The organism is Pseudomonas sp. NGC7 (genome assembly GCF_047159675.1).
Classification (GTDB): Bacteria; Pseudomonadota; Gammaproteobacteria; order Pseudomonadales; family Pseudomonadaceae; genus Aquipseudomonas; species Aquipseudomonas kermanshahensis.
Window position 1 is genome coordinate 3,955,228 of the sequence record NZ_BAAFZY010000001.1, and the last position, 12,572, is coordinate 3,967,799.

General features: G+C 64.0%; 8 protein-coding genes and 1 pseudogene. 5 read left to right on the top strand and 4 right to left on the bottom strand.

The features are described 5' to 3' along the window. Positions 1–63 precede the first annotated feature (63 nt). Together ACMCNM_RS17680 and ACMCNM_RS17685 are read right to left on the bottom strand one after the other, a co-directional pair. Positions 64–681 carry a response regulator transcription factor gene (locus tag ACMCNM_RS17680; RefSeq protein ID WP_099454384.1) on the bottom strand — a complete coding sequence of 206 codons (618 nt, stop codon included), beginning with the start codon at positions 679–681 and terminating at the stop codon, positions 64–66. A 12-nt stretch (positions 682–693) separates the two neighbouring features. After that, a complete protein-coding gene (locus ACMCNM_RS17685) occupies positions 694–2,100 on the bottom strand; it encodes a sensor histidine kinase (protein ID WP_339549656.1) in 1,407 nt (468 codons plus the stop codon). Between the two features lie 195 nt (positions 2,101–2,295). On the opposite strand from ACMCNM_RS17685, the gene ACMCNM_RS17690 reads away from it, so the two are divergent. From ACMCNM_RS17690 to ACMCNM_RS17700, 3 genes are all read left to right on the top strand, one after another. After that, on the top strand, positions 2,296–3,918 hold the full coding sequence (locus ACMCNM_RS17690) for an acyl-CoA synthetase (protein ID WP_085274263.1): 1,623 nt from the start codon (positions 2,296–2,298) through the stop codon (positions 3,916–3,918). Between the two features lie 141 nt (positions 3,919–4,059). Further along, a complete protein-coding gene (locus tag ACMCNM_RS17695) occupies positions 4,060–5,829 on the top strand; it encodes an acyl-CoA dehydrogenase C-terminal domain-containing protein (protein WP_412765055.1) in 1,770 nt (589 codons plus the stop codon). A gap of 170 nt (positions 5,830–5,999) precedes the next feature. Continuing rightward, positions 6,000–7,007, top strand: coding sequence for a FecR family protein (locus ACMCNM_RS17700; protein WP_412765056.1), 1,008 nt, complete (start codon positions 6,000–6,002; stop codon positions 7,005–7,007). A 13-nt stretch (positions 7,008–7,020) separates the two neighbouring features. On the opposite strand, the gene ACMCNM_RS17705 is transcribed toward ACMCNM_RS17700, so the two are convergent. Continuing rightward, on the bottom strand, positions 7,021–8,340 hold the full coding sequence (locus tag ACMCNM_RS17705) for a Na+/H+ antiporter family protein (protein ID WP_027593561.1): 1,320 nt from the start codon (positions 8,338–8,340) through the stop codon (positions 7,021–7,023). Positions 8,341–8,848: 508 nt separating this feature from the next. Between ACMCNM_RS17705 and ACMCNM_RS17710 the strand changes: the two are divergent. Beyond that, a pseudogene (locus ACMCNM_RS17710) lies at positions 8,849–9,814 on the top strand (HAMP domain-containing protein); the annotation flags it as partial. A 102-nt stretch (positions 9,815–9,916) separates the two neighbouring features. Further along, entirely contained in the window at positions 9,917–10,672 is a 756-nt protein-coding gene (locus ACMCNM_RS17715) for a methyl-accepting chemotaxis protein (protein ID WP_371097434.1), read from the top strand. Positions 10,673–10,704: 32 nt separating this feature from the next. Here ACMCNM_RS17715 and ACMCNM_RS17720 read toward each other — a convergent pair whose 3' ends face one another. Beyond that, positions 10,705–12,408: a S8 family serine peptidase gene (locus ACMCNM_RS17720; RefSeq protein ID WP_412765057.1), complete on the bottom strand. Its 1,704-nt coding sequence runs from the start codon at positions 12,406–12,408 to the stop codon at positions 10,705–10,707. Between the last annotated feature and the right edge of the window lie 164 nt (positions 12,409–12,572).

Here is a 12,572-nt window from a genome sequence, read left to right on the forward strand (position 1 = left end):
TTTGATTAGGGTGCTATGCAAAATTTCATGAATTTGCATAGCACGGACCTTTGTGGGCCGCGCCTACATCAATGCTGGCACCGCGCCGCAGGCGATCGCCATGCCTACCAGTTCCGCCAGGCTTCCTGCTTGCAGCCGTTTCATCACCCGCCCCCGGTACAGGTCAACGGTCTTCACGCTAACCCCGAGGCGCTCGGCGATCTCGCGGTTGTTCAAGCCTTGGGCCAACGGCACGAACACATCGCGCTCACGCGGCGTCAGGCCATCGACCCGCGCCTGAACCTGGGCCAACGCCTGGTCGCCCTGACGCGCGCGCCCTGCCCGCTCCAATGCCGCCTGCACACTGTCGAGCAGCAACTGGTCGCTGTAGGGTTTCTCGATGAAATCGCAGGCACCCGCCTTGAACGCCCTAACCACGATCGGCACGTCGGCATGGCCACTGACAAAGATCACCGGCAGGTCCAGGCCCCGTTCTTTCATCAACTGCTGCACCGCCAGCCCGCCCAGCCCAGGCATGCGCACATCCAACAGCACACAGGCCGGGCCGTCATCGATGCACGCGTCCAGAAACGCCTGCCCACCGGCAAACGACAGGGCCTCGAGCCCCACCGACTGCAGCAGCCAGACCGTGGAATCACGCATGCCCTGGTCGTCGTCGACCACATACACCTTCGCTTGCACCCTGACCTCCCGTTATTCCCTGCTCACTGCCAAGCGGCAGCACAACACCAACCCACCGTTCGCGCCCGCACGCGCCCATAAGCTGCCACCAAAGCCTTCGATGAGGCTGCGGCTCATGCTCAGGCCCAGCCCCAGGCCATCGGCCTTGCTGGTGGTGAACGGGGTAAAGATTTCATCCAGGCGCTCGGCCGCCACGCCCGGCCCTTGGTCCGTCACTTCGACCAACACGCCGTCGCCTTCGCGCACGGCGCCCAGCAGGATACGTGAGGGCCGTTCGCCCTGCTGCTCGCGATTGGCATCGATGGCATTGCGCAGCAGGTTCAGCAGCACCTGCTCCAGCAACACCCGGTCGGCATACACCGCCGGCAATTGCGCGCTCATACGCAGTTCGATGCTGACCTGGTCACGCGCCGCCTCCCAGGCACACAGGCGCATGGCTTCATTGGCCACATCGAGCATGTCGAGCGCTTGCAGCCGGCGGGGCCCTTTACGCAGGAACACACGTAGCCGGCGGATCACCTGCGCGGCGTGGGTAGCCTGCTCGGTGATGCGCTGCAGCCCCTGCCCGACCCGCTCACGCGCCTGCGGGTCGCGCTCCAGGCCTTGCAGGTAACGCTGGCTGGCGTTGGCATAGTTGACCACCGCCGCCAACGGCTGATTGATCTCGTGGGCGATACCGGACGCCAACTCGCCCAAGGTAGCCAGCCGCGCGCTGTGGGCCAGGCTCTCCTGGGCTTCGATGCGCAAGGTGATATCACGGGAAACACTGACGATTTCCACCACTGCCCCGGTGTAGGTCTCGCGGATGGCGCGGCTGGCAATCTCGAACCAGCGGTAGCCGCCCGCCGCCTGGCGCACCCGGCAGGTCATGGTGTGGTAGCCGTCCTGGTCCAGGGCAGCAGCAGCCTGGGCCAGCACCTGGCGGCGTTCACGCGGGTGCAGCAAGGTCCGCACGGCCATGCCCCGCAGTTGCTCGGGCCATCGGCCCAACAGGCGGAAGGCCGCCGGCGAGGCGTCGAGGAAGCGCCCGTCAGGGCTGTGCCGGGAGATCAGGTCCGTGGTGTTCTCGATGATCAAACGGTACAGGCGCCGGGCGCGGCTGGCTTCGCGTGCACCCTGGCGTTCGGTGCTGGCGTCACGGCAGCGGCCAAGTACCTGCTGGCCCTGGTCGTCAGGGATGAAGGACCACAGCACGATGCGCTCGCCAACCTGTACTTCCACGTCGGCAATTGCCCGGTGCTGCCGCAGGCAGGCCCGCACCAGCGCGGCGCAGTTGGCCGGTAGCCAGGCCGCCAGCGGCGGGCCTTCCTGCAGCAAGGCCTGCAAGGCCGGGTTGGTGGCCAGCGGCCTGGCATCGGCGGCCAGCAACAGGCTGGGCTGCGGGTCTTTGGCGAGCAAGGGAGACAGGGTCTTGTCCACGGCGTGCAACTCGTTGTTATAGTAGTTTTACTATATTGCTATAGTCGATATTCCATCTACCATAGCGACTCGCGTAAAACTGCGACAGGGGAAAGCGGCCAACCGTACGCTTTTCCACACCCTGAACAGAGCTAACAATCAGCCACCGGGGGTCACGCGCACAGGCTGCGCTTGCCTCCCCTACAGGATTACCGCATGTCGATCTATGCCCAGGGCCTGATGCCCGCTGCCGTCAACCATGTCGCCCTCACCCCACTGAGCTTCATCGAACGCACCGCTGCGGTGTATGGCAACTACCCGGCTGTCATCCATGGCGCCATCCGCCGTAACTGGCAGGAAACCTACCAACGCTGCCGGCGCCTGGCCAGCGCCCTGGTGGGGCGCGGCATCGGCCGTGGCGACACGGTCGCGGTGATGCTGCCAAACACCCCGGCCATGCTCGAAGCGCACTTCGGCGTGCCCATGACCGGTGCAGTGCTCAACACCCTCAACGTTCGCCTGGACGCCGAAGCCATCGCCTTCATGCTGCAGCACGGCGAGGCCAAGGTGCTGATCACCGATCGCGAGTTCCACACGGTCATCGAAGCCGCCCTGGCCTTGCTCGAACACCCGCCCCTGGTGGTCGACGTCGATGACCCGGAGTACGGCGAAGGCCGCGCGGTCAGCGCGCTTGACTACGAAGCCTTGCTGGCCGAGGGCGACCCGGAATTTGCCTGGGAATGGCCCGATGACGAATGGCAGGCCATCTCGCTCAACTACACCTCCGGCACCACCGGCAACCCCAAGGGCGTGGTCTACCACCATCGCGGTGCCTACCTCAACGCGCTGGGCAACCAGATGACTTGGGCCATGGGCCACCGCCCGGTGTACCTGTGGACCCTGCCCATGTTCCACTGCAACGGCTGGTGCTACCCCTGGACCATCACCGCCTTGGCCGGGACCCACGTGTTCCTGCGCCGGGTCGACCCGCAAAAGATCCTCACCCTGATCCGCGAACACCGGGTCACCCATCTGTGCGGCGCGCCCATCGTGCTCAACGCCCTGGTCAACATGCCTGAGGCCGCCAAGGCTGCCATCGAGCACCCGGTGCAGGCCATGGTCGCAGGCGCCGCACCACCCGCCAAGGTGATTGGCGCGGTGGAAGAAATGGGCATCCAGGTGACCCACACCTACGGCCTGACCGAGGTGTACGGCCCGGTGACAGTCTGCGCCTGGCATGAGGAATGGGACGCGCTGCCGCTGGAAGCGCGCGCGCGCATCAAGTCCCGCCAGGGCGTGCGCTACCCGACGCTCGACGGCCTGATGGTCGCCGACCCGCAAACCCTCGCCCCGGTGCCGCGCGACGGCAACACCCTGGGCGAGATCTTCATGCGCGGCAACACGGTGATGAAGGGTTACCTGAAAAACCCTGAGGCCACGGCCGAAGCCTTCCGCGGCGGCTGGTTCCACACTGGCGACCTGGCAGTCTGGCATGCCGATGGCTATGTCGAAATCAAGGACCGACTCAAGGACATCATCATTTCCGGTGGCGAAAACATCTCCACCATCGAAGTCGAAGACGCCCTCTACAAACACCCAGCGGTGCTGGAAGCCGCCGTGGTGGCGCGCCCCGACGACAAATGGGGCGAGACGCCCTGCGCCTTCGTGGCACTCAAGCCTGGCCGGGAAGACACCCGCGAAGCCGACATCACCAACTGGTGCCGTGAGCACCTGGCTGGGTTCAAAGTGCCGAAGACCGTGATTTTTGGCGAGCTGCCCAAGACCTCCACCGGCAAGATCCAGAAGTACGTCCTGCGCGACCGCGCCAAAGCCCTTTAAGGCTGTACCTGCCTCTTCGCGGGTAAACCCGCGCCCACAAGAACAGCGCCGTTCTTGGGAACTGCATTAAACCGGTGGGAGCGGGTTTACCCGCGAAGAGGCCCGGCCAGACAACCTATTACTCACTTCCTCGAGCCGACGATGCCCCACTACACCGCCCCACTGCGCGACATGCGCTTCATCCTCCACGATGTGTTGCAGGGCCCTGCCCTGTGGGCACGCCTCCCTGCCCTGGCCGAGCGCATCGACGCCGACACCGCCGATGCCATCCTCGAAGAAGCGGCCAAGGTCACCAGCCAGCTGATCGCCCCGCTCAGCCGCAACGGTGACGAGCAGGGTGTGCACTTCGAAGCCGGCCAGGTCACCACCCCGGATGGCTTTCGCGACGCCTGGCGCACCTACCGGGAAGGTGGCTGGGTTGGCCTGGGCGGCAACCCCGAGCATGGCGGCATGGGCATGCCGAAGATGCTGGGCGTGCTGTTCGAAGAAATGCTCTACGCCGCCGACTGCAGTTTCAGCCTGTATTCAGCCTTGAGTGCCGGCAGTTGCCTGGCAATCGACGCCCACGCGAGCGAAACACTCAAGGCCACCTACCTGCCGCCGCTCTATGAAGGCCGTTGGGCCGGCACCATGTGCCTGACCGAACCCCACGCCGGCACTGACCTGGGGTTGATCCGCACCCGCGCAGAACCCCAGGCCGATGGCAGCTACCGCATCAGTGGCAGCAAGATCTTCATCACCGGCGGCGAGCAGGACCTGACCGAAAACATCGTCCACCTGGTGTTGGCCAAGTTACCGGACGCACCGGCGGGGGCTAAAGGCATCTCGCTCTTCCTGGTGCCTAAGTACCACGTCAATGCCGATGGCAGCCTGGGCGAACGCAACGCCGTGCAGTGCGGGTCGATCGAGCACAAGATGGGCATCAAAGCCTCGGCCACCTGCGTGATGAACTTCGATGGCGCCATCGGCCACCTGGTCGGCGATGCGAACAAGGGCCTGGCGGCCATGTTCACTATGATGAACTACGAGCGGCTGTCCATTGGCATCCAAGGCATCGGCTGCGCCGAAGCGTCGTACCAGAGCGCCGCACGCTACGCCAACGAACGCCTGCAAAGCCGCGCCGCCACGGGCCCGCAGGCGAAGGACAAGGTGGCCGACCCGATCATCCAGCATGGCGATGTGCGGCGCATGCTGCTGACCATGCGCACGCTTACCGAGGGTGGCCGGGCCTTTGCGGCCTACGTGGGGCAACAGCTGGACCTGGCCCGCTATGCCGAAGACGCCGGAGAACGCGAACATGCCCAGCGTCTGGTGGCACTGCTGACGCCCGTGGCCAAGGCGTTTTTCACCGACAATGGCCTGGAAAGCTGCGTGCTCGGCCAGCAGGTGTATGGCGGCCATGGCTACATCCGCGAATGGGGCCAGGAACAACGCGTGCGCGACGTGCGTATCGCACAGATCTATGAGGGCACCAACGGCATCCAGGCCCTCGACCTGCTCGGGCGCAAGGTGCTGGCAGACGGTGGCCAGGCGCTGGCCAGTTTCACCGCCGAAGTGCGCGCCTTCAGCGTTGCCGCGCCACTGTACCGCGAAGCCCTGCAAGCCAGTGTTGCGCGCCTGGAAGCCACCAGCGCCTGGCTGCGGGCACGCGCAAGCCAGGACGCCAACCTGGTCAGCAGCGTGGCCGTGGAGTATTTGCACCTGTTCGGCCTCACCGCCTACGCCTACATGTGGGCGCGCATGGCCGCCGTGGCGCAGGCCAAGCGCGAACAAGACCCGGCCTTCCATGAGGCGAAACTGGCGTGTGCAGCGTTCTTCTTCCAGCGCGTGTTACCACGCAGCCTGGGGCTGGAAGCCAGTATCCAGGCCGGCAGCGCGAGCCTGTACGGGTTGACCGCGGAACAGTTCTGATCAGCGTGGGGGCGTAAAGCGCCCCCAGGCACTGCCCGCGAAGGGTTCTCAAACGCTGAAATTCCATTGCAAATCCGACGAAAAACCGGCACAACTGATAGTCATTCGCCATTACCTCGGTTCTCGGGAACCCTCTAGCAAGGGTAGAATGCGCAAAACCCGGAGCCGCAATGAATCACGACCGCCTCAATCCCAGCCCAGACGATGCCATTACCGACGCCGCCGCGCATTGGTGCATGCGCCTGCACGCCGAAGATTGCACGGCGGCAGAGCGCGAGGCGTTCGCCCGCTGGCTAGCGGCTGACCCACGGCACGCTGAGGAATACCAGGCGATGCTGGAAATCTGGCAGACTGCCGACCTGCTGCCGCGCAACGCGACCGTGGTCGACTTCAACCCGCCGTCACGCCAGGCCGCACGCGTGCGCAACTGGCGCCCGCTGGCCTCGGCTGCGGCCATCGCCCTGGCGGTACTGCCATTGGCAGGCTGGATGGGCTGGGAACAAGGTTGGCTGCCCAACCATTACCAGCACTTCGAAGCCAGCGACCGGATGCAGACAGTAGAGCTGAGCGACGGCAGCACGGTGCAGCTCAACCTCAATACCGAGCTGACATACCTCAACTTCAAGGACCAGCGCCAGGTTACCCTCAAGCGCGGCGAGGCGTTCTTCAAGGTCCAGCACGACAGTGCGCACCCCTTCATCGTCCACGCTGGCCGCGGCCAGACCCGGGTAACCGGCACCCAGTTCAACGTCTGGAAGTACCAGGACCAGGTCAAAGTCACCTTGGTGGAAGGTTCGGTGCTGGTGTCCAGCGACGGCAGTGCCGGCGGCTACCGCCTGGGCCCTGGGATGCAGGCCAGCTATCACAAGGGCGATTTCGAGCCGCAACTGGCGCAAAGCGACGATTACGGCAATGCCTTGGCTTGGCGCAATGGCAAGCTGGTGCTCGATAACCTGAGCCTGGAACAGGCGTTGCCAGTGATCAACCGCTACCTCGACGCCCCGCTGCTGCTGGCCGATGCCAGCACCGGGCGGATCCGCATCAGCGGCATCTATAACACCCGCGAAGTCGGGCGCCTGGTCAACAACCTGCCCAAGGTGCTGCCGGTCTACCTGACCCGCAGCAAGGACGGCAGCACAGTCCTCAACAGGATCTCGCCGCCGCCCGACAAGGGCTGACGCCCTCCCCGCCTTACAGCGTCATCGCCGCCAACCAGCCAAACGCCAGCAGCGGCAGGTTGTAATGGATGAAGGTCGGCACCACCGTGTCCCAGATATGGTGGTGCTGGCCGTCCACGTTCAGGCCCGAGGTCGGGCCCAAGGTCGAGTCCGACGCGGGCGAACCTGCATCCCCCAATGCCCCGGCGGTACCCACGATGCACACCGTGGCCACGGGGTCGAAGCCCAGTTGCACGCACAGCGGTACAAAGATCGCGGCCAGAATCGGCACGGTGGAGAACGACGAGCCGATGCCCATGGTCACCAGCAATCCCACCAGCAGCATGAGCAAGGCGCCAACGCCCTTGCTGTGGTCGATCCACTGCGCCGATGTCTCGACCAGGCTTTTGACCTCGCCGGTGGCCTTCATCACGTCGGCAAAGCCCGACGCGGCAATCATGATGAAGCCGATCATGGCCATCATCTTCATGCCTTCGGTGAACAGGTCGTCAGTGTCTTTCCAGCGCACGATGCCCGACAGCGAGAAGATCAGGAACCCGACCATGGCGCCAATGATCATCGAGTCCAGCAACAGCTGGACGATAAACGCCGCCGCGATCGCCAGGCCAGCGACCATCAGGGTCAACGGGTTGTATTGCACGCTGACCTGCTCGACCTGCTCGATACGCGCCAGGTCGTAGTCGCGCTTCTTGCGGTAGCTGAAGAACACCGCCAGCAACAGGCCGGCGAGCATGCCCGCCGCCGGAATGGCCATGGCATGGGTGACATTGACGCCGCTCACATCGACCCCGGCGCGGGCGACGTTGGCCAACAGGATTTCGTTGAGGAAGATATTGCCAAAGCCCACCGGCAGAAACATGTACGGGGTGATCAGGCCAAAGGTGATCACGCAGGCGATCAGCCGACGGTCGATGCGCAGACGCGTCAACACATACAGCAGCGGCGGCACCAGCAGCGGGATGAAGGCGATGTGAATGGGCAGGATGTTCTGCGACGACACCGCCACCACCAGCATCAGGCCGATCATCATCCACTTCACCTTGCCGCCATTGGCATGGCCCTGGCGGTCGATCATGGCCAAGGCGCGATCGGCCAGGGCGTGCGCCAGCCCTGACTTGGCGATGGCCACGGCAAAGGCGCCCAGCAGCGCATACGACAATGCCACGGTGGCGCCGCCACCCAGCCCGCCATTGAAGGCCTTCAGCGTGCCCTCGATGCCCAAGCCGCCGACCAGGCCGCCGACCAAGGCACCAATGATCAGGGCGATGACCACGTGTACCCGCGACAGGCTGAGTATCAGCATGATGCCGACCGCGGCGATCACTGCATTCATGGTTGGCTTACCTCATAAGGACAGAAAAAAAGCGCGCACTCTGAAGCAGTGGGCGGCAGATGTCAAAAGCGCCATGGTGCGGCGCATTACTCAGCCCTGCCTTAATTTAAATTGAACGTTTGAATAAAGAAAAAAGCGCGATGGCCGACACAGTCGACAGCCAGAACTATTACAAGGGATTCGCCCCATGCCTTTGCGACAACTTTCCATCCAGTGGAAGATCACCCTGCTCGCCGGTCTGTGCCTGGCCGGCATCGTCACCCTGCTCGTCGGCCTTTCGCTGTACCGCATGGACCACAGCTCGGACCTGGTCAAGGCGAGCAGCATGCAGATGCTCACCGATGCGGCCCAGGGGCGCATCGAGTCGCAAGGTGAAGTGCAGGCCTTGAACATTCGCCGTCAATTCATGGACGCCTATCAGTACGGCGCCGGCTTCGCCCGCCAAGTGCTGTTCCTGCGCGAGCAGGCTGAAAAGCGCTTTCTCGACGCTTACGACCTGCGCGAGGACATGACCCGCCAAGTGCGCGCCGCGTTGCAAGCCAACCCCGACCTGCTCGGCATGTCGCTGGTGTTCGAGCCCAACGCCCTGGACCACAAGGACAACCTGTTCACCGCCAAGCCAGCGCTGGGCAGCAACGAAACCGGGCGTTTCGCGCTGTACTGGTCGCAACCACGTGCCGGTCAGCTGACCGCCATGGCCCTGCCCGAGCATGACATGGCCAACACCGAGATCGGCCCCAGCGGCCAGCCCGCGAACACGTGGTGGGTGTGCCCACGCAGCAGCGGCAAGGTCTGCGTGGTGGAGCCCTACTTCTATGACATCGATGGCCAGCGGGTGCTGATGACCAGCATCGTCTTCCCCCTGGCCGTCAACGGCAAGGTGATCGCCACCCTGTCGATCGACATCAACCTCAACAGCCTGCAGGCCTTGACCCAGAACGCCAGCCGCAGCCTGTACGAAGGCCGCACCACCGTGGGCATTCTCAGCCCGGCGGGCCTGTTGGCCGGTTACAGCGCCGATGCCGGCAAGCTGGCTCAGCGCTTCGACCAGGTCGACACGGCCAAGGGCGCCGAACTGGTGCGCAAGCTGGCCGAGGGCAAGCTGAGCATCCTGCACGACCAGCAACGCCTCAAGGTGCTGGCGGCCTTCGAGCCGATCCCCGGCGCCCAGCCCTGGGGCGTGCTTCTGGACGTGCCGGAAAACGCCCTGACCGGGCCCGCCGAAACGTTGAAACAGGAACTCGATACACTGAACACCAGTGGCACCTTGCTGGAGCTGGGCCTGGGCCTGGCCGCTGCAATCGCCGGCCTGCTGCTGGTGTGGCTGATGGCACGTGGTGTGACCCGGCCGATTCTGGGCGTGGCGGCGATGCTCAAGGACATCGCCAGTGGCGAAGGTGACCTGACCCGCCGCCTGGCCTACCAGAAGCAGGACGAACTGGGCGAGTTGGCCGGTTGGTTCAACCGCTTCCTCGACAAGCTGCAGCCCACCATTGCCGAGGTCAAACGTTCGGTGCAGGCCGCCCGTGGCACGGCTGACCAGTCCTCGGCGATCGCTAGCGAGACCAGCGCTGGCATGGAGCAGCAGTACCGTCAGGTTGACCAGGTGGCGACCGCCTCGCACGAAATGAGCGCCACCGCCCAGGACGTTGCCCGCAGCGCTGCCCAGGCTGCGCAGGCAGCCCGCGAGGCCGACCAGGCCACCCGCGAGGGCCTGGCCGTGATCGACCGCACCACCCACAGCATCGATGCCTTGGCCGCCGACATGAACAACGCCATGGCCGAAGTCGAGGGCCTGGCGCAGAACAGCGAGAAGATCGGCTCGGTGCTGGAAGTGATCCGCTCGATTGCAGAGCAGACCAACCTGTTGGCACTCAACGCCGCCATCGAAGCCGCCCGCGCCGGTGAGGCCGGCCGTGGCTTTGCCGTGGTCGCCGATGAAGTGCGCAACCTCGCCCGGCGCACCCAGGAGTCGGTGGAAGAAACCCGCCAGGTGATCGAGGCCTTGCAGGCCGGTACCCGCGAAGTGGTCGGTGCCATGGACAACAGCCATCGCCAGGCCCAGGGTGGCGTGGAGCAGGTCGGCCAGGCCGTTACTGCACTGCAGCGCATCGGCCAGGCAGTGACGGTGATCACCGACATGAACCTGCAGATTGCTTCGGCCGCCGAAGAACAAAGCGCGGTGGCCGAAGAGATCAACAGCAATGTCGCAACCATTCGCGACGTCACCGAATCGCTGTCAGGGCAAGCCAACGAGTCGGCGCGGGTCAGCCAGTCGCTAAACAGCCTGGCCAATCAACAACAGGCGCTGATGGATCAGTTCCGCGTCTGAAGCGTTAGAGGCCGGCGCTTGCCGGCCTCACCTCAAGGTTCAAAGCGGCCGTTGCCGAGTATGCGATCAAGCATCACCAGCGCACCGTGCACGTTGGGCCTGGCCCCCATCGGCAGGACATCGGTACCCGGCACGGTGGCGTCTTCGTATCCGGACGCCATGACCAGCAGGTGCATCTGGTCGGCATTCAGGTAGACGTGATGGTGCTCCATGGCATACGACTGGATCAGGCTAAGTGCGCCCGTCACCATGGGAGTTGCACTGGAGGTGCCGGCGTAGTTCTCGGAGTAGTCCCTGTTTTCACCGGGCAGGTCCTGCAAGTCGCCTCTGGACAACGTCACGACGCTATCGCCCCAGGCGTTGAGCATGCGATGGCGGTAGCGATAGTTGGAGTACGCGTGGGGCTTGCCGCTGTACGATTGACAAGCACCAATCAAAATGACCCCAGCATCGCCGTAATCGTTGAAGTAGGGCCAATTGGCAAGATCGACGCCCTGGCTAGCCTGGGTCCCTTTTTGCGCCAAGGTCTTACTGCTGCCATTGGCAGCCGCATTGATCACCACGGCGCCTCGCTGCGTCAGTTGCTGCATCACTGTCCACCAGGCCTTGTCGTGCACGGACGGCAACATCGTACTCAGCACGGACGGGTTCGCGGTCTGACGGTTGATAGCGACGATATCCCCTGGCTCAACATTGCGCAGCAGGTCTTTGAGCACCTGATAGCTACCGTGAGTGTCCATCAAGCGGTTGTGGTAGAGGTACAATTCGCTGTCATGGCTGACACCCGTAGCCCCGAGGCCATTGCGCGCCGCCAGAATGACCCCCACAGACGCAGTTCCGTGCTTGGGGTCATCGTTTGGCTTTAGCGAGACTATCTTCAGGTCAGGATTGTCCCGCAGGTCTTCATGGTCAGGAAACAACCCACCGTCACTGAAATGGATCCGCGAGCCTCGCCCAGTTACCCCCCCGGCCCAGGCCTTGCGCACGTTCAATCCTTTCCATCTTGGCCCTGGTGCGTCGAGGTAATGCTGGCGATGCTCGAAGTCGGGCGTGGGCTGGGCATTTTCGTGGGCTCGATTGCCCGCCACCACGGCGGTGCCGGTCAACAGCGTGGCTACCACCGCCGCCGCGCCAAGCAAGATCAAATTTGGCTCAGCGCTGGCTTGCAGAAAGTGCATGGACTGCACGTACTCCAGCGCGGCCAGGGTCTTGAGCAGTGCGAGGTAAGTGTCGTTGAGCATGCTCGCCGGCTGCTCCAGGTAGCAGAACGTGCGTAATGCCTGAAGCCGATTGTCATGCTGCTCCTGCTCATCCAGAACAGGCCGGGGGGTAAGCACGGTAATCAGATTCGGCCAATAACGAACCAGTACCGAGCCTGAATCGGGTCGCAGATCATCAAGCAGCCGTTGGTAGCCACCCGCTTCGAACGCGATAACCAGCGTGGGGTACGCGGCACCTGGCGCCACTGCCGCAAGGCTTTGCGCGGGCTGCTCACGAGGTTCGTATTCGCGGCTGCTCTGGTCCACCTCACGCTTGCCTCGCCCGCCCGCGGCCGGCAGCGGTATTTTTTCGAGCACGCTTCGGTTCAACTCCTCGGCCTTGATTTCGAGCACCAAAGGCGGCAAGTCAATGATCCCGGCAGCCCCGGTAGGCCGGTTCGCAGCCCGGGCATATTCATCTAGCAGGACGACCCTTGGCCGGATGCTGTAGACACCTACCGCTTCTTCGGCGATCAACGTGGCTGGGCATCCGTGGTCATTCAAGCGACCACTGTGCGCCTGGGACTGTACCGAAACGCCTCTGAACGAAACCGCACCCTCAGGCCCGGCCCGCTCCAGCTCGTAGCGAATGCTTCTGATTTTGTGCAGGTCTGCACCCATGCACCGAACGTGAAATTTTC